Origin of the sequence: Rhodococcus sp. GA1 (assembly GCF_024321955.1) — a bacterium.
Lineage (GTDB): Bacteria > Actinomycetota > Actinomycetes > Mycobacteriales > Mycobacteriaceae > Rhodococcus > Rhodococcus pyridinivorans.
In genome coordinates, this window is sequence record NZ_CP097186.1 from 3270042 (window position 1) to 3292738 (window position 22697).

At 67.6% G+C, this 22697-nt stretch carries 21 protein-coding genes; 12 read left to right on the forward strand and 9 right to left on the reverse strand.

Annotation, left to right across the window (positions count from 1 at the left end; genetic code table 11):
* Positions 1-4 precede the first annotated feature (4 nt).
* The 3 genes from M3330_RS15530 to M3330_RS15540 are packed head-to-tail and all read right to left on the reverse strand — an operon-like array spanning position 5 to position 4160.
* A complete protein-coding gene (locus M3330_RS15530; RefSeq protein ID WP_024101999.1) occupies positions 5-1087 on the reverse strand; it encodes a glycosyltransferase family 1 protein in 1083 nt (360 codons plus the stop codon).
* Entirely contained in the window at positions 970-2367 is a 1398-nt protein-coding gene (locus tag M3330_RS15535) for an O-antigen ligase (RefSeq protein WP_144376954.1), read from the reverse strand. The genes M3330_RS15530 and M3330_RS15535 overlap by 118 nt, the downstream gene beginning before the upstream one ends.
* Positions 2364-4160 (reverse strand): alpha/beta fold hydrolase, encoded by a 1797-nt coding sequence (locus M3330_RS15540; RefSeq protein WP_024101997.1) that lies wholly within the window; start codon positions 4158-4160, stop codon positions 2364-2366. Before M3330_RS15540 ends, M3330_RS15535 begins: the two co-directional genes overlap by 4 nt.
* A 177-nt stretch (positions 4161-4337) precedes the next feature.
* Between M3330_RS15540 and M3330_RS15545 the strand changes: the two genes are divergently transcribed.
* The 3 genes from M3330_RS15545 to M3330_RS15555 all read left to right on the forward strand — a co-directional run bounded on the left by M3330_RS15545 (position 4338) and on the right by M3330_RS15555 (position 7884).
* Positions 4338-5453, forward strand: a complete 1116-nt coding sequence (locus M3330_RS15545) for a glycosyltransferase (protein WP_051424855.1) — start codon at positions 4338-4340, stop codon at positions 5451-5453.
* Positions 5454-5810: 357 nt separating this feature from the next.
* Complete coding sequence (locus M3330_RS15550) at positions 5811-7331, forward strand: sugar transferase (protein WP_024101995.1); 1521 nt, start codon at positions 5811-5813, stop codon at positions 7329-7331.
* 94 nt (positions 7332-7425) lie between these two features.
* Positions 7426-7884, forward strand: coding sequence for a DUF6098 family protein (locus M3330_RS15555; RefSeq protein ID WP_024101994.1), 459 nt, complete (start codon positions 7426-7428; stop codon positions 7882-7884).
* A 90-nt stretch (positions 7885-7974) separates the two neighbouring features.
* On the opposite strand, the gene M3330_RS15560 is transcribed toward M3330_RS15555, so the two are convergent.
* The 3 genes from M3330_RS15560 to M3330_RS15570 form a co-directional block, all read right to left on the reverse strand.
* Positions 7975-10017: a CocE/NonD family hydrolase gene (locus M3330_RS15560; protein ID WP_024101993.1), complete on the reverse strand. Its 2043-nt coding sequence runs from the start codon at positions 10015-10017 to the stop codon at positions 7975-7977.
* Between the two features lie 12 nt (positions 10018-10029).
* The gene (locus M3330_RS15565) at positions 10030-11322 is read right to left on the reverse strand and encodes an acetyl-CoA carboxylase biotin carboxylase subunit family protein (protein WP_024101992.1); all 1293 of its coding nucleotides are present in this window, start codon (positions 11320-11322) and stop codon (positions 10030-10032) included.
* A gap of 128 nt (positions 11323-11450) precedes the next feature.
* A complete protein-coding gene (locus M3330_RS15570; RefSeq protein ID WP_024101991.1) occupies positions 11451-12365 on the reverse strand; it encodes a manganese catalase family protein in 915 nt (304 codons plus the stop codon).
* 196 nt (positions 12366-12561) lie between these two features.
* Between M3330_RS15570 and M3330_RS15575 the strand changes: the two genes are divergently transcribed.
* Together M3330_RS15575 and M3330_RS15580 are read left to right on the forward strand one after the other, a co-directional pair.
* Positions 12562-13083, forward strand: a complete 522-nt coding sequence (locus M3330_RS15575; protein ID WP_024101990.1) for a hypothetical protein — start codon at positions 12562-12564, stop codon at positions 13081-13083.
* Positions 13083-13562, forward strand: coding sequence for a DUF421 domain-containing protein (locus tag M3330_RS15580; RefSeq protein WP_024101989.1), 480 nt, complete (start codon positions 13083-13085; stop codon positions 13560-13562). Before M3330_RS15575 ends, M3330_RS15580 begins: the two co-directional genes overlap by 1 nt.
* Positions 13563-13586: 24 nt before the next feature.
* Here the strand turns inward: M3330_RS15580 and M3330_RS15585 are convergent, their stop codons facing one another.
* Positions 13587-14168, reverse strand: coding sequence for a hemerythrin domain-containing protein (locus M3330_RS15585; protein WP_024101988.1), 582 nt, complete (start codon positions 14166-14168; stop codon positions 13587-13589).
* A gap of 19 nt (positions 14169-14187) precedes the next feature.
* Entirely contained in the window at positions 14188-14340 is a 153-nt protein-coding gene (locus M3330_RS15590; protein ID WP_019290944.1) for a hypothetical protein, read from the reverse strand.
* A 148-nt stretch (positions 14341-14488) separates the two neighbouring features.
* On the opposite strand from M3330_RS15590, the gene M3330_RS15595 reads away from it, so the two are divergent.
* The 7 genes from M3330_RS15595 (at position 14489) to M3330_RS15625 (ending at position 22008) form a co-directional block, all read left to right on the forward strand.
* Positions 14489-14686 (forward strand): hypothetical protein, encoded by a 198-nt coding sequence (locus tag M3330_RS15595; protein WP_006552608.1) that lies wholly within the window; start codon positions 14489-14491, stop codon positions 14684-14686.
* 50 nt (positions 14687-14736) lie between these two features.
* Complete coding sequence (locus M3330_RS15600) at positions 14737-14964, forward strand: hypothetical protein (RefSeq protein WP_024101987.1); 228 nt, start codon at positions 14737-14739, stop codon at positions 14962-14964.
* Between the two features lie 4 nt (positions 14965-14968).
* Positions 14969-15967: a zinc-binding alcohol dehydrogenase family protein gene (locus tag M3330_RS15605; protein ID WP_024101986.1), complete on the forward strand. Its 999-nt coding sequence runs from the start codon at positions 14969-14971 to the stop codon at positions 15965-15967.
* Between the two features lie 172 nt (positions 15968-16139).
* Positions 16140-16553 carry an SPW repeat protein gene (locus tag M3330_RS15610; protein WP_024101985.1) on the forward strand — a complete coding sequence of 138 codons (414 nt, stop codon included), beginning with the start codon at positions 16140-16142 and terminating at the stop codon, positions 16551-16553.
* A gap of 253 nt (positions 16554-16806) precedes the next feature.
* The gene (locus M3330_RS15615) at positions 16807-17211 is read left to right on the forward strand and encodes a GAF and ANTAR domain-containing protein (RefSeq protein WP_277915644.1); all 405 of its coding nucleotides are present in this window, start codon (positions 16807-16809) and stop codon (positions 17209-17211) included.
* 217 nt (positions 17212-17428) lie between these two features.
* Positions 17429-20887: an indolepyruvate ferredoxin oxidoreductase family protein gene (locus M3330_RS15620; protein ID WP_024101983.1), complete on the forward strand. Its 3459-nt coding sequence runs from the start codon at positions 17429-17431 to the stop codon at positions 20885-20887.
* Positions 20888-20922: 35 nt separating this feature from the next.
* Positions 20923-22008 (forward strand): Glu/Leu/Phe/Val dehydrogenase, encoded by a 1086-nt coding sequence (locus tag M3330_RS15625; protein ID WP_193902621.1) that lies wholly within the window; start codon positions 20923-20925, stop codon positions 22006-22008.
* A 144-nt stretch (positions 22009-22152) separates the two neighbouring features.
* Here the strand turns inward: M3330_RS15625 and M3330_RS15630 are convergent, their stop codons facing one another.
* Complete coding sequence (locus M3330_RS15630) at positions 22153-22659, reverse strand: Lrp/AsnC family transcriptional regulator (RefSeq protein ID WP_006553105.1); 507 nt, start codon at positions 22657-22659, stop codon at positions 22153-22155.
* Positions 22660-22697 lie beyond the last annotated feature (38 nt).

The following is a 22697-nucleotide window of genomic DNA, read 5'->3' on the forward strand; positions in this document are numbered from 1 at the left end:
CTCGTCAGATTCTCAGGCCCGCGGAGCGGTAGGCATCGCGCGTGAGCTCGGCGGTGCGCGTCCATGTCGAGGTCGCGGCGACCTCGCGTCCACGGGTACGCAGCGCATCCGCGGTATCACGGTCGTGGACGACGACGCGCAGGGCCGCGGTCCACGAGGTCACGGTGTGTTCGGTGACGAGCAGCGCTCCGTCGTCGACGACGTCGGGCAGTGCACCGACAGCGCTCGTCACCACCGCCCCACCACACGCCATCGCCTCGAGCGGCGGTAACCCGAAACCCTCGTAGCGTGAGGCGTATGCGACGGCGGTCGCTGCGGCGTACAGCGCGGGAAGGTGTGCGGTGGGAACGTAATCGAGACCGATCGAACCGGCCGGTGCGTCGGGTCCGGTGGATCCGGCTCCGGCGAGCACCAGCGGGACGTCGAGGATACGGCACGCGTCGGCGACGAGCGCGACGTCCTTGCGGGGTTCGACGGTGCCGACCTGCAGGACGAACCGTTCGGCCAGCCCGTAGACCCGGCGGATGTCCCGCACCTCCTCGGGAGTGGGAGGTTTCGCCCACGCCGCGGGGGCGAGCGGGGTGACCGCCGCGTCGCGGCCGCACAGCGCGTGGAGACGTTCGGCGGTGAAGTTCGAGACCGCGACGAGCACGTCGGCCCGTCGCATGGCATCGCGCAGCAGCGCGCGCTCACCGGCGGCGCGGTACTTGCTGAACGCCCACGGGGTGTCGAAGACGGCGAGATCGTGGAACGTCGAGACGGTGACACCGGAACACAGGACGGGCAGGTCGACGTCGAGGCTGTGGAACAGGTCGACCCCGCGGACGGGCATCTTGGCGTACAGCATCCGCCGCACCCCGTCGGCGACCGGTCGTACCGACGGGGTCACGCGAGGGGGCAGTTCACCCACGGCATCGCACTGCACCGTCGCGCGCAGCGCAGCCGAGGGGAACAACGGGTCGAGCGCGGTCAGCAGCTCGCGGACGTAGGTCTGGACTCCACTGCCGGACGGACGGAGTGCGAGGGCGCCGAATCCGATGCGGTGAGCGAGCTTCGGTGAGGTGACCAGTGTTGCGTCAGTGCGCATCCGACAGTTCCTAACAGTAGCCAGAAATAGACGTCGAGAGGGAAGATCTCGAGATAGGTCGCCACGGTGGAGGCGACCGCCGCCGCGACGATCGTGCCGCTCACCCCGAGTGCGAGTGCGGCGTCCTGCCCGCTCAGCACCCGGGATGCACGCAGCGTCGAGACCGCGGCGCACACGAGTACGAGGACGAACAGCCACACGCCGATCGGGCCGAGTTCCACGGCGAGCTTCATGTAGTAGTTGTCGGGCTGATAGGGCATGAACCCGAACTGCACGGCCGCCGTGTACGACAGTTCCGACAGCATCGGGTTGCTCTGGGCCACCGTGTCGGCGGCAGCCGAGCCGGTCGCGCCGAGACCCTGACCGAAGGGGTGCACCCACAGCGACGACAGGGTCTGCGACCAGCCGTCCCCGCGCTCACCGAGGCTCGACGAGGAGAACAGTGGAGCGAGAATCGAACTCGGCACGGCGAAGAGGACGAGCGGTGCGAGCGCCGCGGTGGCGCCGAAACCGAGGAGCAGGGTGCGGTAGCGGTGGACCGCCAGCCACAACAATGCGACGGCGAGACCGATGTAGCTGGCGCGCACGATCGTCACACCCATGCCCAGCACCATGATCGGTGTCGCGCACAGGAACAGTCTGTTGCGGAGCCGGTGCGGATCGGCGAAGGAGACCGAGCACCCCACGATCAGTCCGATCATCACGAACAGGCCGAAGGCGAAGGGTGTCGTGAACGTGCTGAAACTGCGCAGGATTCCGCCGCTGATGCGCAGATGCTCGTCCCAGCGGTAGCCGAGTTCGGCGAGTCGCTCACCGCCGATCACCTGTTGCGCGAGTCCGATGACGGCGGTGACGGCCGTCGTGCCCATGAGGATCGTCACCAGGTGGTCGCGGTCGCGGGCGTCGAACGGTGCACGCCACAGGATCACCGGGATGACGAGGTAGAAGTAGGTAATCTTGATGGCGATGATGCCGGCGAGCCCCGAGACGAGCAACGCCGACAGGACTCCGATTGCCACCCATGCGACCACGGCCGGCCACCACGGATAGGACGGTGCCGGCAGCCGCCGTCGGTAGGGGCTGACGAAGGTCGCGGCGAGAGTGAGGAGCAGCAGCCCCTCCTTCCACGGCGACAGTGATTCACCGCCGGGGACGATCGCGAGCAGGCCGTGGAACGGCGTGAGCGCGGCGATCGCCAGCAACCCGCGTTGGGGTCGCCGCCAGAGCAACACTCCCAGCACGAGCACGACCGGAACGGCGAGCATCAGCAGGGGAGTCATGAGACGTACTCGCCTGCAGCGGGATCCGCGGTGCGGGACCCGAAACGGGAGAGCACGGTCGAGGTGACCGCCGTGCGGAGGAACTCGCGCCCGTCCCGCTGCCGACCGCTGTGCTCACCGACCTCCCTGGTGAGGATGTCCCCGGTGAAGCCCCGTCGGCGCAGGCGGCGAAGTCCTTCTTCTCCGCGCTGGGTCAGGAACCACCGGTGGTCCTCGGCGGACAGCACGACCGTGGTCGACACACCCGCGCGACGCAGTGCCTCCAACCCGACCTCGGGAACCTGGGTCACGCCGATTCGGCCCAGCAGCAGCCACAATGGATAGGGCAGGTACTTCTGCGCCCACGGTTTGATGCGGGCTCGCAGGGAGATCGTCTGCGGTTCCGCCGGGGCTGCGATCGCCGGAACATCGGGTGCGTTCGGACCGAGATCTGCGCGCAACGACTTCCGGCGGTGGGTGCACCACAGGATCACGTTCACGAGCACGGCGGAGTGTGCTGCACCCCGGAGGGCGACCCACGACGAGTACCACGCACCCGAACACAGGCCGATCACCACCAGGTCCTGCGGATCGATGCCGAGGGCGGCGACAGCATCGAGGGCGTCGCGGTCGGAGTCGTCGGAGTACAGCGGCGTGGGCGTCGCCCCGTGTGCCGTGCCGGTATCGCCGACCCCGGTCCGGTCGAACCGGATAGTGGAGATGCCGTGCGCGGCGAACTCGCGTGCGAGCTCGACCCAGAGACGACTCGGGCCGAGTCGGTGCTCGTAGGCGGTGCCGAAGAACAACACCGTCGGGGTGGACCGGCGCGGGGCGCCGAACCTGCCGGTGTCGAACCCCTCGGTGTCGAACCCCTCGGTGTCGAACCCCTCGGTGTCGAACCGTTCGGGGGCGACCCCGTGCGTGCGCAGCGCGAACATCTCGTTCGGGCCGAGATATTCGACGCTCTCGTGGATCGGGAGCCCGGAGTCGGTGGTCGCGACGACCGCGCGGCCGCACTCGGGGAAGTGGACCTCGCGGGTGGCAGCCGGCGCGCCCGCAACTACCCAATCGGCGATCCGGGTGAGCTGCTCGATCGGGATCGCGGAGTGGAGTGTGCTGGGGGTGACGAAGGATTCGTGGGCGTCGAGGGAGAGCTCGTCACCGCCGAGTGCGGTGGCGAGCGCCGACACCGCGGCGGTCTCGCGGGCTGTGGGTCGGGTCGCGAGCAGGGTTCGTGTGCCGTTCAGCGACCTCGGATCGATCTTCAGGGCGCCGAGCGCGTCGGCAGCTTCGGGGGCGAGAACCCCGCCGACGATCGAAACCCGGGGGTCTTCGGGATCGTCGGCGCCGAGGGCGAGACGGTAGAGGGCGCGTTGTTCGCGCAACATCGCTCGGCCCGAGACGATCGGATCCCACAGCACGACGGCGTCGGCCCGTCCGCACTCGGGCAGTGCCGTCGCCGCGATCAGTGCGCCGGCGCGCAGTCCGACGACGGTGATGTGCTCGGCGCCGCTCGCGCGGGCCGTCTCCACTGCGGTGACGACGCTGCGCTGCCATGCCGCGACCGCGTCGGGCGAATCCTGATCGCCGGCCGAGTCTCCGGTGCCCGTGTAGTCGAAGCGCACTGCCGCCAGTCCCCGCTCGGCGAGTTGCTCGGCGAGAGCCTTGACGCCTCGATAGGTGTCGAGGTGTTCCTTGCCGAGGGGTGGGCACAGCACCACCGCGCCGCGCGCGCGGCGGTCGGCGGGAAGGTGGACGTGCCCGAGGATCGGGGACGCAGGGTCGCCGAACCACGACGCGTGTCGCACATCCACTCCGTGACCTCCACTGTCGAGGGGGTGAAAGAGGGGGTGATTTCCCGCCCCGTCTCGGACCCTGAATCTTCTTGCCGTTCGGACGCATTCGTATCGAGGGATTGTGCCGACCCGTTACCTCTCGGCGTCGGCAGGGTCATAAAGTACCCTCCCGATCGGCTCGGGGTCTTCGGAGGGATGGCTGTGCCTGGAATCTTGGTGCACGAATGGATCGCACGCGACGGAGGTTCGGAGAAGGTTCTCGACGAGTTCGTCCGCACCTTTCCCGACGCCGACGTCCTGTGCCTGTGGGACGACGCCGACCGGTATCCGGGGCGGACGGTGCACGAGAGCGGTCTGGCACGCACACCTCTGCGTAGGAGCAAGGCGCTGGCGTTGTCGGCCATGCCGTACGTCTGGCGTCGCCGACCCGGTTCGTACGACTTCGCCCTGGTCAGCTCGCATTGTTTCGCCCACCACGTGACCTTCCGGGGCGCACCGAGCGGGTTCGAGAAGTTCGTCTACGTACACACTCCGGCGCGCTACCTGTGGAATCCGGAACTCGACGATCGGGGTGCCTCGCTCGCGGTGCGGTGCGCGGCACCTCCGTTGCGTGCCCTCGATCGGCGTCGCGCGCGGGAAGGTGCACACTTCGCCGCGAACAGCGATTTCGTGCGTCGTCGCATCGAGCGGGCCTGGGGTGTCGAGGCGCGTGTGATCTTCCCTCCCGTCGAGACGGCCCGCATCTCGTCGGTGCCCGACTGGCGTGACGAACTGTCCGCCGCCGAATCCGCCCTGCTGGAGGGGCTTCCGGAGACCTTCGTGCTGGGGGCGTCGAGGTTCGTGCCGTACAAGCGACTGGATTGGGTGATCCGGGCAGCCGACCTCGCCGGGGTGCCGGCGGTGATCGCGGGATCGGGGCCGGAGGAGGGCCGGCTGCGGCAGCTCGCCGACGAGGCGACGGTGCCGGTCCACGTGCTCGCTCGGCCGTCGGACGCCCTGCTCTACGCGCTCTACCAGCAGGCCCACGTCTACGTCTTTCCTGCGCTGGAGGACTTCGGGATCATGCCCGTCGAGGCACGTGCGGCAGGGGCGCGTGTGGTCGTCAACGCGCTCGGAGGTGCTGGTGAGACGGTTGCCGAGGGGGTCGACGGGTTGTGTTTCCGCGAGGACAGGGTGGAGGCGGTCGCCGAGTGCATCGCGGCGATCGACGGTGTGCCGAAGGGCCGTAACGAGGCCGTCGCCGCGCTGTCCTCGGAAAACTTCCGGCAGCACATCCGCGACTGGGTCGGGGAGGGGATCGGAACGGCGTGACTCACATCATACTACCGACGAGTAGACGAACTCTTGTCGCCGGTTCGTCTCTGTTGTACCTTTCTCCCGGGTCGGGGGCCTGCTGATGGGGTTCGATGGGGGATCGTCATGGCTCACTGCCGCCGGCCGGGCTGCGTTCGTCGCCGCTTCATGAATGTGTTCTTTGCTGAAGTAACTACGCGCACAAGTAATTCGAGTTACGCGTAGCTTCTTCGCTTCAGGGTGGAATCACCCGCGTCACTGTGATCCGTTGCACTGAAACAGGATTCGCGTTCCTTCGAGAGAACGGACATAATCACCGAATCGTTCATCTGGCTGTCGGGGCCACTTCGCGTGGAGTAGGCAAGCAGGAGAAGTATGGGGATCGGACCCGAGTTGGCGCGCCGCAACGCGCCGACCCACGACACGAGCGACGGTCACGGAAGTGTCCCGCGCAGACAATGGCAGCGCACCTATCTCCGGTCGCTGGCGATCACCGACACGACGATCGTCGTCACTACCGTCGTCCTGGCGCAGGGGGCCGGAACGATGATCGGTGGACCGGTCGACCCGGGGTCCTCGGTGACCCGGGGACTCGCCTCGGCGATCGTGGTGGCCGGCCTGTGGCTTGCGATTCTGGCACTCAACGGAACTCGCAAGAAGCCGATCGTGGGCAGCGGCGAGGAGGAGTACCGGCTCGTCACGAGGGCGACCCTGCAGACCTTCGGTCTGCTCGCGATCGCCTCGTTCCTCGTCGACTCGTTCGCCACCGACCTCGACACGATCCGGGTCTACGTGTTGCTGGCCATGCCGGTCGGCCTGGTCGTTCTGCCGCTCGGACGTCGATGGTGCCGTCGTTCGATCGAACGCCGGCGTGTGCGGGGCGAGTTCCGGACCTCGGTGCTCGTCGTCGGCTCCGAACGCGCGGTGGATGCGATGGTCGGATCGTTCGTCCGCGACACCTCGGCCGGATACCGCGTCGCCGGTGTGTGCACCACCGGGTACACGGGGGAGAGCGGGCGCACCATCACCGTCGCCGGACAGGAGATCCCGGTACTCGGTGCGGAAACCGACGTGATCAACGCCGTCAAGCTCTCCGGCGCCGACACCGTCGCGATCGCTGCCGGAACGCACTGGGGGAACGGTGATATCGGCGAGCTCGCATGGGAACTCGAGCCGTATCGCGTCGATCTCGTGGTGGCTCCCGGCGTCACCGACATCGCCCTGCCGCGACTGTCGATGCATCCCGTGGGTGGGTTGCCGTTCGTGCACGTCGAGGAGCCGCAGTACCGCGGGTCGCATCGGATCGCCAAGACGACCTTCGACCTCGTGTGCGCGGTCCTCGCCCTCACGATCGCGGCGCCGGTCATGCTTGTGGTCGCCGCGCTGATCAAACTCCAGGACGGCGGTCCGGTCTTCTATCGGCAGGAACGCGTCGGCCTGGGCGGCACCGTCTTCCGGATGTGGAAGTTCCGATCGATGGTCGTCGATGCCGACCGGATGGTCGATACGGTCCGCGCGCAGACCGGTCAGGAGGACGCGACCTTCTACAAGTCCGCCCGCGACCCGCGGATCACGCAGGTGGGACGGTTCATCCGCCGCACCAGCATCGACGAACTGCCACAGCTGTTCAACGTCCTCGCCCGCGACATGAGTCTCGTGGGGCCGCGTCCCCTCGCGGTGGGTGAGGGCGAGAAGATCCCGGGCTTCGTTCCGCGCCGCATCCTGGTGCGACCCGGCATGACGGGATTGTGGCAGGTCTCCGGGCGATCCGATCTGTCCGAAGCCGACCGCATCCGCCTCGATCTGTTCTATGTGGCGAACTGGTCGATGGTGCAGGATCTGCTCATCGTCGTGAAGACGGTGCGGGCGGTGCTCGCGAGCGACGGCGCCTACTGACCCGACCGCGCTGACCCGACCGCGGTGCGGGGTTTCGCGGCAGGGGAGCGGGGAACTCTTCGAATTCGTCCTGGAGTATCGGCAGGAGGAGAAGGTGAGCACGTCCGTCCGAAGTTTCCATCCCGACCCCGACGACATCCCGCTGATCACCTCACTCGACCAGCTCGCCGATCTGGCGACGGATCCGCTGCTCTACCTGCGGTACTCGAAGGGGCCGGCGGCGGACGCCGAGGACGGACCGAGCCGCGACTACGAGGCGAACGTGACCTTGCCGGGGCTCTCGGCCACCACGCTCTCTCCCGAACCGTGGTGGCGACGACCCGTCAAGGACTGGGTCGCCCGTCGCGTCTGCAAGTACTCGGAGCTCGCCGAGGAGGACGGGCGGTTCGCGTGGCTTCTGACCGGCAGGATGGCCGGGCGCGGTCCCGACCACGAGCCGCTGCTCGTCGACGTCCGGCCCCATGCCCGCCTGAGCAAGGGTGTGCTCGACGAGGCGAAGAAGTGGTACGACGAGCACTTCGACGTCGGCAACGATTCGCGCAGGAGCGCCTGAACACTGTTCGCGCAGAACGCAGGAAGCCCACCCCGCGCCACGTCGCAGGGTGGGCTTCCGTTGTGATTCCGTCAGGCCGGATCGCCGTCGTCAGACCAGATCACGCGGGATCCGTCGCTGCCAGCTCTCCGAGTGGACCCGTCGATCGCCGTGATCGTCGTCGAGTTCGAAAGCGTCGAGCTCGGCGTTGATCACGAACTCCTCCGTGGTGGACGTGAGGATCGTGCGGGTACGGACCTCGGTGCGCCAGTCGTCCCTCTCGTAGCGGCGCAGGGTCTGCGTCTCGCCGCGCACCGAGTTGGGATCGTTACCCCCGAAACTGAACCACTCCTGGGTGCGACGCCGGATGACCGTACCGGTCTCGTCGATCCGGAACGACCCCTGGTCGTCGAGGATGTCGAGCGTCGACACGCCGGTCGCGAGGTCGCGGGTGGTCCGCCAATGGTGCTCGCCCGGCTGCAGCAGGGTGATCCCGAGCTCCGGAGCCGCTTCCGGTTCACCGAATTCGCGGAGATGCGCATCTTCCGCTCGGGACGGGCGCACCGGCAGATACAGACCGCCACCGGTGTACACCGTCACCTCGGCGGGTGTCGGCGACGGCCACGCCAGCGGGAAGTAGGAGGTGGACAGCGACAACCGCAGACGGTGACCTGCCGGGAACACGTGGCCCATGCCGTTGAGCTCGATCCGGACGCGATAACGCCGTCCCGGTTCGAGAGCTTCCGGTTTCTCGCTGCTGTCGCGATGCGTGAGATTGAGCAACCCGTAGGTCACGCGTGTCGCCTCGCCGTTGGGCGCGACGTCGGACAGCCGGGCGGCGAGCATCGCCACCGGTCTGTCGGGCGAGACCTCGAGCTCCAGCTCGGGACGGCCGAGAACCTCCGTCGTGGTGTCGAGCGCCTCGGTCTCGAAGACGAGCGCACCGCCATCCTCCTCGCGCTGATCCGACGGCAGGTCGGGAGTCGCGGCGTAGGACGCCCACTTGCCGGCGAACATGCCGACACCCAACGGGGATTGCAGTGCCAGGGGCCGTTCGTCGACGGTGAGGGTGCCGTCGTCGTCGGGATGCAGCGCGTACCGGTCGAAGGTGTAGCGGCGGTTCTCGATATTCGGCGACGGCCACGACGGTTCGGCCACCCAGCGGCCCGGACGTTCCGCGTAGGACGGGTTCGGTTCGATGGAATCCTGCATCCAGGCGCGCACCATCGGTTCGTCCATCACTCCGGTGTCGACGCCCTTGAGCCAGTGGTCCCACCACCGCACGACCTCCTGCAGGAAACCGATCTCCGGGCCGGGGACCCCGAGATGCGGGTACTTGTGGCCCCACGGTCCGATCAGCCCCTTGCGGGGGACGTCGAGATGTTCCATCAACCGGAAGATGGCATTGGTGTAGCCGTCGGCCCAGCCACCCACAGCGAGGACCGGGCACTGCACGGAGGAGTAGTCCTCATTGACGGAGGCGCGCTTCCAGTAGTCGTCCCGGTGCTGATGTTCGAGCCACTTCTCGATCCACAGGCCGCTGCCCTCGAGACGTTCGTGCCACATCTCGCGCCAGCGATCGCCGACGATGGCGGGATCGGGAGGCAGGCTGTTGAAGGCGAACATCACCGTCGCCTCGGACAGGTTGTCGGACAACAGGCAACCACCCATGTAATGCATGTTGTCGACGTACAGGTCCTCGGTGGCGGAAGCGCTGACGATGGCCTTCAGGGCGGGTGGCCGGCGTGCCGCGACCTGCAGGCTGTTGAAGCCACCCCACGAGATGCCCATCATGCCGACCGAACCGTCGCACCACGGTTGCGCCGCAAGCCATTCGATGACCTCGCAGGCGTCGTCGTGCTCGTCGGCGAGGTACTCGTCGCGTAGCACCCCGTCGGAGTCGCCGCTGCCGCGCATGTCCACCCGCACGCAGGCGTAGCCGTGGCCGGCCATGTAGGGGTGGTTCAACGCGTCACGTCCGCGCGTGGAGTCCCGCTTGCGGTACGGGATGTATTCCAGCACAGCGGGTACCGGATGTGCTTCGGCGTCGACGGGCAGCCAGACCCGCGCCGCGAGCCGAACGCCGTCGCGCATCGTGATGAAGACGTTCTCGATGACACGGACCTCATGGGGGAGGTCTGTGATCGTGCGCATGTAGTGCTCCTCCTAGTCCTCGGGTGCCGGATCGAAGGCGAACGGAAGTGTCTCCAGGCCTTCGTGATAGCGCTGCTCGAGCTGTTCGACACTGTCGGCGCCGATGTACATCGTGCCCAGTTCGTAGCGGTAGGCGTCCTGGTTGGGCAGATCGGCGAGCCGGTCACCGGGAGCGACGTCGATGCACACCAGCGCGCCGGGGATCCGTTCGCGGAGACGGGCGATGTCGGCTTCCGAAGGCACCGAGGTGACGATGCCGTCCTCGTAGTGCGGGATGATGCACTTCGCCGCGACGGCGTATTCGCCCTGCCGGTACGGCATGCGGGGCTGCCGGCCGAGGGCGATGTCGATGGCCACCTCGTGGTTGGAGCTGCCGTCGACCTTGGCGAACAATTCGCTGTGCGACTGGGAGATCCGGGTGTTGACCTCGATCAGCCAGAGCTTGTCGTTCTCCTCGTCCCACATGAACTCGGAGTTGAAGCAGCCGTTGTCGAAGCCGACGTGGCGCAGGTAGCGCTCGGTGATGTCGATCATGCGTGCCTGCACTTCTTCGGGCACGGTGCTCGCTGGGTAGTCGAGACGTTCGAAGCTGTGCCCGGCGGCGTCCTTGCGCATGTCGAACACGCCGTGGACGTTGAACTGTCCCTGGAACATCGTGCCCTCGGGGGCGGCCTGGATACCGCTGACGACCTGCTCGGCGAGGCAGGTGGTGCCCGAGCTCTTCCCGATCTCGTCGGGGAGGTCGACGCGGCGCAGGACCTCGTCGAAGGCGTTACCGACGAGTCCGATCTTCTCGCGGATCTCGACGAGGGCGTCGGCGAACTCCTGCTCGTTGTGGATCTCGAATCCGAGTTGCGACGAATGCGACTTCACCGGCTTGACCCAGAACGGGAAGTCGAGCTCGATGCTGTCGAGGGCGTTGTCGTCGAAGGGGTCGAACGAGTTGAACTGCGGGACGCACTCGGGAACCGATTCCTTCTGGGCGAGACGGCTCCAGTACTTGTGTTCGGTGGCGACGATGCTGCGCAGCGACGGCGAGGGGATGTTCCGTTCGGCGGCGAGGATCGGGGCGAGGACGCTCGTGGGGAAGTCCCAGTGGGCGATGATCCCGTCCACGCTGCCGGGGAAGTCGTCGAGTTCGCGCCGGCAAGCGTCGAGAAGATCGTCGAACACGTATTCGTCGGGCTCCACCAATGTTTCGTAGTCGAGGAGGCCGTGGAAGCTCAGCTGGTCGGCGCCGCGTACGGTCTCCAGTTCCTTGCGCTGGATGTCGGTGAGTCCGAGGACGAAAATGTTGGTGCTCATTGATGAAGCCTTCCCGCTCCCTCACGTCACAAAACAAACCGGTAACGAAACAAACCGTCGGGAAGGTACTTTCACGCGCAACCGCCCCGGCTCACGGGGAGCCGGGGCGGTTGCATCGGAAGGAAGTATCAGGGATTGTCGGGGTCGAGGGCGTCCTTCATCTTGCCCATGAGTCCCTTCTCCGTTCCCATTGCGGCAGAACGGGGCTTGCCCTGCGATCCGTCGTAGCTCGCGTACAGCTTCGGGTCCGGCGGCGGTGCGCTCGCCACATCGCCCAGCGGGACCGGGTCGGCGAGGAACGACATGGGTGTCGTGCCGTCGGGACCGGTGCCGTGCGCCCAGCGACCCTGATCGGAGGCCGCGCCGTCGGACAGGTGCCACAGGCTCGATGCGTGCTCGGAGTGCTCCTCGTCGAACAACGCGTTCGGTGCGATCGGGCTGGGCTCGATACCGTCGGCCTTCAGTTCCTCGATGGCCGCGAGCCACAGGTTCTGGTGGTAGGTGTCGCGGGCGAGGTTGAACCGGAGCATGTCCTTGACGCCCGGATCGTCCGTCATGTTGTACAGGCGTGCGGTCTGCACCCTGCCCTGCGCTTCGGCGGCGACGTTGGCCTGGAAGTCGGCGAGGAGATTACCGCTGGCCACGATGAAACGCCCGTTCCAGGGCACACCGTTGCTGTCGGAGAGGGTGGGGCCGCCACCGGAGATGATGGCCTGCTGCGGATCCATGCCACCGAGTACCGCTGCGACCACCGGGTCGGCGGCGGCGTTCTTGGTGGACTCCGTGGCGGGTGCGCCTTCGAGGAGACGCGCCACCATGGTGGCGATCATTTCGACGTGCCCGATCTCCTCGGTGGCGACGTCCATGATCATGTCCTTGTACTTGCCGGGCATTCGACAGTTCCAGCCCTGGAACAGGTACTGCATGGTCACGGTCATCTCACCGTACGCGCCGCCGATCAGCTCCTGGAGCTTGCGGGCGTAGACGGGATCGGGCTTCTCCGGCTTGGCGTCGAACTGCAGATGGTCTGTGTGACGAAACATGTTGCTCCCTCGAATGCCGATTGTCGTGCGAAGACGCGTTGCGCATGAAGACGCGCCCGTGAAGACACCCCGTGGCGCCTGGTCTCGACGCCGCCTCGGTTGGCCCGTGGTGCTATGTGCGGCTACCCCTGCTCGAGCAGCTCAAACGCCTGGGGATATCCACCGTTTGTCACCGGTTGTGTGTCAACGTGGACAGATGGAGAACGGGCCGGAATCCACCCTCGACGATGTCGGGAAGGTGGCTCGCAGCAAGGGCGTGGCGCGGTTGCGGACCGCTGCAGCGGCCGTGCTCGTGATCGTGCTGGTGGCCGGGGTGCTGGGCTTTCTCGGCGTCCGGAGTTCGACGGCCACCGTGCAGGGCGGCGGGTACGAACTCGACCTGACCTATCCGCGCATCGCGCGTTCCGGTCTCGACGTTCCCTGGGAGGTGACGGTGCGCCGTGACGGCGGTTTCGACGGGGAGATCGTCCTGGCGATCGACACGTCCTATTTCGAGGTCCTCGAGATGCGGGGCCGGCTGCCCGAGCCGTCCTCGGAGACCGCGGGCGAGGGGCTGGCGTACCTGACCTTCGACCCGCCACCCGGCGACGAGTTCACCTTCGCGCTCGACGTGCGGATCCGGGCCGGGAGGCAATGGGGCGAATCGGGCTCCGTCTCGGTGATGGACGGCGAGAAATCGGCAGTGACAATCTTTTTCGAGACCTGGTTGGTGCCCTGATGGAAATCGTGATCCGCGCGCTCGTCCTGTTCCTGTTCCTGTGGGGGATCACCCGCCTCGTCGGCCGGTCGAGTGTCGGCGAACTGAGCACCTTCCAACTCGTGCTGTTCGTGGCTATGGGTGATCTCGTGCAGCAGGGGATCACCCAGGACGACGTGTCGATGACGAGTGCGGTCCTCACCATCGGTGTCTTCGCGGTGCTGACCCTGGCCCTGTCGATGATCAACGCCCGATTTCCGCGGATGCGCGGCATCACGCACGGGGTCCCCGTGGTGATCGTCCAGGACGGTGAACCCGACCTGCAGAACCTGAAACGGGAACGTCTGTCCCTCGACGACCTCATGGCCGCCGCGCGTCAACAGGGCATCCGGCGGTTCGCCGACATCGACCTCGCGGTGCTCGAGACGAACGGGAGGATCTCCTTCTTCGCCCGGACGAGCGCTCAGGACGGCGCGCCGGAGGAACCCGACCCGGCGTGACGGGGTGCCGCGCCGTCCTGACGCTCAGGTATTGCGTCCGGTCAGTGCGTCGCGCAGTCGGTCCACCATGCCGACCCCCGGTCCGACGGTCTTGTGGAACAGTTCGGAATGCGGCGCGGACGGATGCGGTCGGGTCGGGGCCAGCTTCTTGGCGGCCTGTACCTTGGTGCCGACCTCCACGAGGGTGTCCTGCCCGAGATGCGTCCTCAACGCCGGGAACTGGTCGGATTCTTCGTCGTTCGCGTGGTGGCGCAGAAGATCCTGCAACTTCTTCACCAACGTCGTGAACTCCGCACTCGATGCTTCCGCGCCCTCGAGTTGCTTCATCACCTGCACGATCTCGTCGTGCTCCTCCTTGTCGTGTTCGACGGCGTCCGTGCCGCCGGGGAGGTGCTTCTCCATCTCGGGATAGACGAACATTTCCTCGGCGACCGAGTGCCTCATCACCTCGGCGATCGCCGCATCGGTGAGATCGCGGCGCTCCTCCGCGTCGAGCGTGGTCTCCGCTCGGCCCAGAAGTTCGAGCATCTCCCGATGGTCCTCGGTGAGGATGGTGACGACATCCGTGCCGCCGGAATTCGGTCCCTCGTGGGCGGTTTCGGTCATCGATGTCTCCTTCGAACGGTCAGGATCGTCCGGTATCGCCGGTCTCGTCCGGTTCGTCCTCGCCCTCCGCCTGGTCGGGCTGCTGCGGAGCCTTGGAGAGGAGGTTGTCGGGATCGGCGTCGGGATCTTCGGCTGCGTCGTACGGATCGGCAGAACCGTCTGTGCTGCTCATGTACCAAGGGGTTCACCACTACCGGCGAGGGCAAACACTCCGGCGACCGACGGGGATTCGCATCCTGCCGGGGTAGGTGGTTCGGGGAGCCGGGCGGGGGTAGTCCTAGGGAGACCGCCTTTCACCGAGAAATGTTCGGAGGAAGATCATGACCGGACCGCACGACACTCCCGATCTCGACGACGTGATCGACCCGACCGAGTCCGCGCCCAAGGATCGGCGCGAGCACGGCAAGTCGCCGGACCGCGTCGACGACGACTATCTCGAGTACCGCACGGAGCAGGAACGCATTGCCGCCGGCGTCGAGGACTACGACCCCGACCACGTCCCACCCGCAACCGAGTAGCCGCTGCGTTACAGACGGATTCTCGGCGAACCATCGGAAGGAGCAGAGAGATGGAACGAGGGAGCGACAAGCACGGTCCGAAGAAGGACGACGCGCTCGCAGAGGAAACCGAAGGAATGATCCGCGCCAACCGTCCGACCCGCGCCGACGAGGCACGCGATCCGGAGCCGCCGGCCGACGACGATCCGGATGTGCGGCCCTGGCACACCGAAGGTCCGGGCGGCGGAGCTTCGGAGGGCGGGGGTCCGGAGGGCGGGGGTTCGGCGGGCTCTGCCTGAGTCGATGCGAGCGTGGCGCGTGGTGGAGCCCGGCCCCGTCGCCGGTCACCCTTTGCGGTTCGAATCCGTCCCGCTTCCCGAGACCGGACCGAACGATCTTCTGGTGCGCGTGCTGGCGTGCGGTGTGTGCCGCACCGACCTGCACGTCGCCGAGGGCGATCTCCCCGTCCACCGGGCGGGTGTCGTCCCGGGGCACGAGGTGGTCGGGGTAGTCCATCGAGCGGGGGAGGCGGTCGAAGGGTTCGCCGACGGCGACCGCGTCGGCGTGGCCTGGCTGCGTTCGACCTGTGGGCAGTGCCGCTACTGTCGTCGTGGCGACGAGAACCTGTGTCCGGATTCGAGATACACCGGTTGGGACGAGGACGGCGGGTACGCCGAGTTCGTCGCCGTACCGGCGGCGTACGCCCTCCCGCTGCCCGACGGATACGAGGACATCGAACTCGCTCCGCTCCTCTGTGCCGGCATCATCGGCTACCGCGCGCTGAAGCGCGCCTCGGTCCCCGACGGCGGGAGGCTCGGCATCTACGGCTTCGGCGGCAGCGCCCACATCGCGGCGCAGGTCGCCCTGGCGCGAGGTGCCGAGGTGCACGTCATGACGAGGAGTGAGGACGCGCGGAATCTCGCTCGCGAACTCGGGGCCGCGTCGGTGCAGGGCGCCGCGGACGCACCACCGGTGCCCCTCGACGCCGCCATCCTCTTCGCACCGGTCGGCGACCTCGTGCCGCCTGCACTCGAAGCACTCGACCGCGGCGGCATCCTCTCGATCGCCGGCATCCACCTGACCGACGTTCCGCAGCTGAACTACCAGCGGCACCTGTTCTACGAGCGCGAGATCCGGTCGGTGACCGCCAATACCCGTAAGGATTCCCGGGAGTTCCTCGCGTTCGCGGGGCAGCACCGCATCAGGGTCGCGACGATGCGATACGGGCTGGACGACGCCGATCGCGCGCTGGCGGATCTCGCCGGCGACCGCGTGCGCGGCGCTGCCGTCCTCGTCCCCTGATGGTCCGGATCGATACGGTGCGCTCCGCCCGAGATCACCAAGTCGGGACTTTCTACCCTACGGGAACATCCCGCCCGGGACGACGATAATAGTGTCGGACCCAGGAGGGCCCCTCGGACTTCTCACCCACGAGGAGATGAGGACAATGTCGACATCATCGGCTCATTCTGCAATGCACACCCATCCCGACATCGTCGAGATGCGCGAACGCTACGACCGGATGGGCGAACAGCCCACAGTCCAGGTCACCGACGGATTGATGATGGTTGCCGGTCTGTACGCGGCGGCATCCGCCTGGATCATCGGCTTCGCCGATCAGACGGCACTCGCCACCACCAATCTGATCTGCGGCCTCGCGGTCGCACTGCTCGCCATGGCGCTCGGTTCGGCCTACGGCCGCACCCACGGCCTGGCGTTCGTCGCGCCGCTGCTCGGTCTGTGGTTGTTCGTCTCGCCGTGGCTGGTCAGCGGAGTAGATACCAGTACGTCCATGATCTGGTCCCACGTCATCGTGGGTGCGATCGTGTTCGTCCTGGGCGTGGCCGCGGCTGCGATGGGAACCGGCCTGATGGACCGTTCACGCTGACCGGTTCGGTGCAGTAGCCCCGGGCGGTGCTGCCGGCTGCATGTCTGAACCGGCAGCACCTCACCGGGTGCGGCGTCCGGACACCGATTCCGGCTACCGAGGGCAATACCCCTCGGTCGAACGCTGCAACCCCGTCGCCGTTTCGATGCCACGATGCAGTATGGACACCGGTGAAGGCCGCGGCGCTCGTAGTGCGAACTCGGTGAGGTTCGAACGACAATTGCGAGAATCCATCGAGGAACTCGCTCGTGAGATGCACGACGACCGATGGCCCGCGTTCGCTTCCCGAGCGGCCCGTCTGGGTGTTCGCTCCATGCTCGCGGTCCGGCTGTACACGACGGACGACACGATCGGAGCCCTCAATCTGCACAGCTCGCACGCGGGTGCGTTCGACGACGGCAGCATCGACATCGCCTCGACCCTGGCGACGCATGCGGCCTTCGACGCGGTGGCCGCGGTGCGCGAGGAGCAGTTCCGCGCGGCCCTGGCTTCGAGGGATGTCATCGGGCAGGCGAAGGGCGTTCTCATGGAACGCTTCGGCATCGACGCGGAGAGCGCATTCGAAATGCTGCGCAGGTTGTCCCAGGAGCGCAATCAACTCGTGCGCGACCTTGCCGTCGAAGTGGTCGAGACCGCCCGACCTCCGCGTGAACGGTAGAGCGAATCCTCCCCAGGCGGATGCGCCGGATCGTCCGGAACTGAGCACCGTGCGCATCCATCCAGTGTGTCGTGCATCACATCTAATCAAAATGATGCGCTGGAAAATCTTATGTTGACGAGTTCGCCTAGCTCAATCAACTATTGCTGTACCAAATGACGCGATCGAAGTGGCGCAGACACAATCGGACGCCGCGACGAAGGACGGGTGGTACGCAATGACCGAGACCGCAATCCGGGAGAGCGAACGACTTCCCTACGACCTCGACGACCGATATCGCTCGGGCTCCGGCACCGTGCTGCTCACCGGCGTGCAGGCCATCGCCCGGCTGTTCGTCGAACAGCAGGTACGGGCCATGCGGGACGGTCGCCGGGTGGCGACCTTCGTCTCCGGATATCAGGGCAGCCCCCTCGGTGGTCTCGACAAGATGCTCCACGGCATGCCGAAGGTCCTCGCCGAGCACGACATCACCTTCGTGCCCGGATTCAACGAGGAACTCGCCGCCACCGCGGTGTGGGGCAGCCAGGGACAGCTCGGCGCCGGCACACCGACTCACGACGGCGTCGTCGGCGTCTGGTACGGCAAGGGCCCCGGCCTCGACCGCGCCACCGACGCACTGCGTCACGCCAACATGTACGGCGTGAACCCGAACGGCGGCGTGCTGCTCATGGTGGGCGACGACCCCGCGTCGAAGTCGTCGACCGTGCCCGCCGTCAGCGAGCGATCCCTCGCCGCCCTCGGCATCCCAGTCCTGTTCCCGCGCAACGCCGCCGAGATCGTCACCCTGGGCCTGCACGGCGTCGCGCTGTCGCGTGCCTCGGGCTGCCTCGTCGCCCTCAAGATCGTCGCGGACGTCGCCGACGGCGCCTGGTCCGTCGACGGCTCCATCTCCGACCTGCCCATCACGGTCCCCGAGATCGAATGGGAAGGACGGCCGTTCGTCTACAAGCAGCGCCCCATGGCCGCGCCCGGCGACAGCGTCATCGCCGAGGCCGACCTCTACGGCCCGCGCTGGAAGATCGTCCAGGAATACGGTCGCCTCAACGGCCTCGACGTGATCGAGGTCGACCCGCCGCAGGCCCGCGTCGGCCTCGCCGCCACCGGCACCACCTTCGACGCCCTGCGCCAGGCCCTGCTCGACCTCGGTGTCGACGACGCCGCGCTGCACCGCGCCGGCATCCGCCTGCTGCGCATCGGCATGCCGTACCCCATCGGTCCCGAGATCGTCCGCGAATTCGCCCGCGGCCTCGACGAACTGATCGTGGTCGAGGACAAGACCGCCTTCGTCGAGACCCAGATCCGCGAGATCCTCTACGGCACCGCGAACGCCCCGCAGATCGTCGGCAAGAAGGACGCCGACGGCCGCCCGCTCGTGCCCGTCGACGGTGAGCTCACCGCCGGTCGCCTGCGCGGCCCGCTGCGTCGCGTGCTCCGCGGCCACGTCGAACTCGGCCCCGCACCGCTGCCGCAGTTGTCGCTCGAGGTGCTGTCGACCCAGCGCACCCCCTACTTCTGCAGCGGCTGCCCGCACAACCGATCCACCGCACTGCCGGAGGGTTCGATCGGCGGCGGCGGCATCGGCTGCCACACCCTCGTCACCCTGTCCGGCCGCAAGGACAGCGCCGTCACCGGCCTGACCCAGATGGGTGGCGAAGGTGCGCAGTGGATCGGCCAGGCGCCGTTCACCGACATCGGCCACATGTTCCAGAACCTCGGCGACGGAACCTACTTCCACTCCGGTCAGCTCGCCGTCCAGGCGTGCGTCGCCGCCGGCGTGAACATCACCTTCAAGCTGCTCTACAACGACGTCGTGGCGATGACCGGCGCGCAGGACGCCGAAGGCGCCCTGAAGATCCCGGCGCTGACCCACAAGCTCACCACCGAGGGTGTCCGCAAGATCATCGTCTGCTCCGACGAACCGAAGCGCCTCCGCAAGCGCACCCTTGCCCGCGGCACCGAGGTCTGGCACCGCGACCGGCTCGACGAGGCGCAGAAGCTGCTGCGCGAGATCGAGGGCGTCACCGTGCTCATCTACGACCAGCACTGCGCCGCCGACGCACGCCGTCAGCGCAAGCGTGGCACCCTGCCCGCCCGCACGACCCGCGTCGTCATCAACGAAGCGGTGTGCGAGGGCTGCGGCGACTGCGGCGTCAAGAGCAACTGCCTGTCGGTGCAGCCGGTCGACACCGAATTCGGTTCGAAGACCCGCATCGATCAGACCTCCTGCAACACCGACTACTCGTGCCTCGACGGCGACTGCCCGTCCTTCGTGACCGTCGAGACGTCGCCGGAGAAGCCCAAGCGCCGCAAGGCTCCGACCCCGCCGCGCATCCCGGACGCCGCCATCGACACCCCGAAGGGCACCCGCAACGTCTTCCTCGCGGGCATCGGCGGCACCGGCATCGTCACCGTCAACCAGGTGCTCGCCACGGCCGCGCTACGCGCCGGATTCGAGGTCGAGTCGCTCGACCAGATCGGCATGAGCCAGAAAGCCGGCCCGGTGGTCTCCCACCTGCGCTTCGCCGCCGACGGACTCGAGCCCGGCAACCGCGTCGGCCCGGGCGGTGCCACCGCTCTGCTCGCGCTCGACCTGCTCACCGCGACCGAGCCGAAGAACCTCGCCTACGCGAACCGTGAGGAGACCGTGGCAGTCGCGTCGACGAGCCGCGTCCCCACCGGCGACATGGTCTACGACCGCTCTGTCCGGCACCCCGACGAGCACGACCTGCTCGCCCGCCTCGACACCGCGACCCGCACGACCGTCTCGTTCGACGCCCTCGCCGCAGCCCAGGCGCTGTTCGGTGAGACCTCGGCCGCGAACTTCCTCGTCGTGGGCGCCGCCCATCAGCTCGGCGGACTCGAGATCCCCGCCGACGCCATCGAGGAGGCCATCGAGATCAACGGTGTGGCCGTCGCGACCAACATCGCCGCCTTCCGCTGGGGCCGGGTGGCCGTCGCGGATCCCGCGGCCTTCGCCGCCGCGACCGCACCGGCCCCCACGGAGCGCGCCGCCACCGTCGCACCGGAGCGTCTGTTCGCCGGCACCACCTTCACCGGCGAGGTCGAGCGGCTCGTGCGGATCCGCGCCGCGTCGCTGATCGACTTCCAGAGCGAAGCCCTCGCCGCCCGCTACATCGCGCAGGTGCAGGCGGCTTGGGAGGCCGAGCGTCGCGTCACGAACCGCACGGACTTCAGCGAGGCCGTCGCCCGCGGACTGTTCAAGTTCACCGCCTACAAGGACGAGTACGAGGTCGCCCGCATGCTCGTCGACCCGGCCTTCCTCGACGAGGTGCAGGGCCAGGTCCCCGGTGGGCGCAAGCTCACCTACCGCCTGCACCCGCCGGCGCTGCGTGCACTCGGCCGTGAGAAGAAGGTCGGCTTCGGACCGAAATCGCATGTCGCGTTGAAGGCTCTGGCCAAGGCGAAGCGTCTGCGCGGCACGAAGCTCGATCCCTTCGGCTACGCCCACGTCCGCCGCGTCGAGCGTGCTCTGCTCGCCCACTACACCGCCACGATCCAGCGGCTCGCCGCCGGCCTGGACGTCGACTCCTACGACCGCGCCGTCGAGATCGCGGCCCTGCCCGAGATGGTGCGCGGCTACGAGGACGTCAAGCTCCGCTCCGTCGAGCAGTACCGGGCCCGCCTCGCCGAGCTCGGCATCGACACCGACTTCTGAAGCACGAACACCCTCTGCTGCAAAGGAACCCACCGATGACCACCTCTGCCCTCGACCTCCCCGAGTTCACCACGTCCGACGGCGTGTTCGGCCGCTCGGCCCGTCTGACCGACCGTCCGCACGAGCAGGTCGTCTTCCATCACGACGCGGCCACCGGCTTGCGCGCCATCGTCGCGATCCACTCCACCGCACTCGGACCCGCCCTCGGCGGCACCCGCTTCTACCCCTACGCGGACGAGATGTCGGCACTCGAGGACGTGCTGCGACTGTCGTGGGGCATGACCTACAAGGCCGCGGTGTCCGGTGTGAACCTCGGTGGCGGCAAGGCCGTCATCATCGGTGATCCGAAGATGGACAAGAACGACGAACTGCTCGCCGCCTACGGACGATTCGTCGAGTCACTCGGTGGTCGCTACATCACCGCCGCCGACGTGGGAACCCGCGCGGAGGACCTCGACGTGGTGGGTCGGCACACCGCCCACGCCGTGGGGCGCACCGTCGCCGCCGGCGGATCCGGCGACAGCTCGCCGCTGACCGCACTCGGTGTCTTCCAGGCCATGCGTGCCGGCGCTCGGACGGTCTGGGGCGAAACGACTCTCGCGGGTCGCACGGTCGGTGTCGAGGGTCTCGGCAAGGTCGGCTACGAACTCGTGAAGCTGCTCGTCGCCGACGGTGCCGAGGTGATCGTCTCCGACGTGAACCCCGCCGCGGTCGCCCGCGTGGTCGACGAGTTCCCGGCGCAGGTCACCGACAACGTCGTCGCCTCGTCCGCCGACGTCTACGCCCCGTGCGCTCTCGGCGGCACGCTGACCTCGACCACCGCTGCCCACCTCGACGCACGTCTCGTGTGCGGTGCGGCCAACAACCAGCTCGCGCAGCCCGAGGTGGAGGGCCTGCTGGGCAAGCGCGGAATCGTCTGGGTGCCCGACTATGTCGCGAACGCGGGCGGACTGATCCAGGTCGCCGGCGAGGTCGACGGATCCGCCGCCGACGTCGTCCGCACACGAGTGGAGTCGATCTTCGAGCGCACCGCCGAGATCTTCGACGTCTCCAGCACTCTCGGCGTCACGCCGGGCGCAGCGGCCAACCGGATCGCCGAGCGCCGCATCGATACTGCCTGATCCGTACAGGGGAACTGATCCGCACAGGGGAACTGATCCGCACAGGGGAACTGATCCGCACAGGGGAACTGATCCGCACAGGGGAACTGATCCGCACAGGGGAACAAGGGGAGGCGCCGCGAGGTGCCTCCCCTTCTCGTGTCTTCAGGAGTTTCCGGCCGACGAGGAACGCCCGTGCCCCGCATTGCGGGTGATGTGCTCGACGAGTGGCTGCGTCCGGTACTCGATCGGCGTGGTGAGCGCGAGCGTCGTGGTGGTGTGCGCGACGCCCTCGATGGCGTGGAGCCGTTCGAGGACCAACAGGAGGTCCTCCTGGGACTGCGCCGCCATCCGGATCAGGAGATCCTCCCGGCCCGTTGTCGCGTGGACTTCCAATACCTCTGGGAATCGGCCTAATTGGGCGATCACATGCCCCATCTGTGCCTGGACGAGCTCGGCGCCGATGAACGCCTGCAGCGGCACACCCAGCTTCGGCAGGTCGACGACCGGTCGGTATCCGGTGACGGCACCGGACTCCTCGAGTTTTCTGATGCGCGACTGCACGGTGTTGCGGGCGATGCCGAGCTTCGCCGACAGGTCGACGATTCCTGCCCGGGGGTTGTGCGTGAGCTCTCCGAGGAGAGCTGCGTCGAGCCGGTCGAGACTGAACACGATGACACCCTTTCCGTTGTGATGCGCGTCACCACTCG

What these genes read in the sequence shown, in the direction of transcription:
- M3330_RS15530 (WP_024101999.1), bottom strand. Translation starts at nt 1,087, where the DNA reads ATGCGCACTGACGCAACACTGGTCACCTCACCGAAGCTCGCTCACCGC.
- M3330_RS15535 (WP_144376954.1), bottom strand. Translation starts at nt 2,367, where the DNA reads ATGACTCCCCTGCTGATGCTCGCCGTTCCGGTCGTGCTCGTGCTGGGA.
- M3330_RS15545 (WP_051424855.1), top strand. Translation starts at nt 4,338, where the DNA reads ATGGCTGTGCCTGGAATCTTGGTGCACGAATGGATCGCACGCGACGGA.
- M3330_RS15550 (WP_024101995.1), top strand. Translation starts at nt 5,811, where the DNA reads ATGGGGATCGGACCCGAGTTGGCGCGCCGCAACGCGCCGACCCACGAC.
- M3330_RS15560 (WP_024101993.1), bottom strand. Translation starts at nt 10,017, where the DNA reads ATGCGCACGATCACAGACCTCCCCCATGAGGTCCGTGTCATCGAGAAC.
- M3330_RS15565 (WP_024101992.1), bottom strand. Translation starts at nt 11,322, where the DNA reads ATGAGCACCAACATTTTCGTCCTCGGACTCACCGACATCCAGCGCAAG.
- M3330_RS15570 (WP_024101991.1), bottom strand. Translation starts at nt 12,365, where the DNA reads ATGTTTCGTCACACAGACCATCTGCAGTTCGACGCCAAGCCGGAGAAG.
- M3330_RS15575 (WP_024101990.1), top strand. Translation starts at nt 12,562, where the DNA reads ATGGAGAACGGGCCGGAATCCACCCTCGACGATGTCGGGAAGGTGGCT.
- M3330_RS15580 (WP_024101989.1), top strand. Translation starts at nt 13,083, where the DNA reads ATGGAAATCGTGATCCGCGCGCTCGTCCTGTTCCTGTTCCTGTGGGGG.
- M3330_RS15585 (WP_024101988.1), bottom strand. Translation starts at nt 14,168, where the DNA reads ATGACCGAAACCGCCCACGAGGGACCGAATTCCGGCGGCACGGATGTC.
- M3330_RS15590 (WP_019290944.1), bottom strand. Translation starts at nt 14,340, where the DNA reads ATGAGCAGCACAGACGGTTCTGCCGATCCGTACGACGCAGCCGAAGAT.
- M3330_RS15595 (WP_006552608.1), top strand. Translation starts at nt 14,489, where the DNA reads ATGACCGGACCGCACGACACTCCCGATCTCGACGACGTGATCGACCCG.
- M3330_RS15600 (WP_024101987.1), top strand. Translation starts at nt 14,737, where the DNA reads ATGGAACGAGGGAGCGACAAGCACGGTCCGAAGAAGGACGACGCGCTC.
- M3330_RS15605 (WP_024101986.1), top strand. Translation starts at nt 14,969, where the DNA reads ATGCGAGCGTGGCGCGTGGTGGAGCCCGGCCCCGTCGCCGGTCACCCT.
- M3330_RS15610 (WP_024101985.1), top strand. Translation starts at nt 16,140, where the DNA reads ATGCACACCCATCCCGACATCGTCGAGATGCGCGAACGCTACGACCGG.
- M3330_RS15615 (WP_277915644.1), top strand. Translation starts at nt 16,807, where the DNA reads ATGCACGACGACCGATGGCCCGCGTTCGCTTCCCGAGCGGCCCGTCTG.
- M3330_RS15620 (WP_024101983.1), top strand. Translation starts at nt 17,429, where the DNA reads ATGACCGAGACCGCAATCCGGGAGAGCGAACGACTTCCCTACGACCTC.
- M3330_RS15625 (WP_193902621.1), top strand. Translation starts at nt 20,923, where the DNA reads ATGACCACCTCTGCCCTCGACCTCCCCGAGTTCACCACGTCCGACGGC.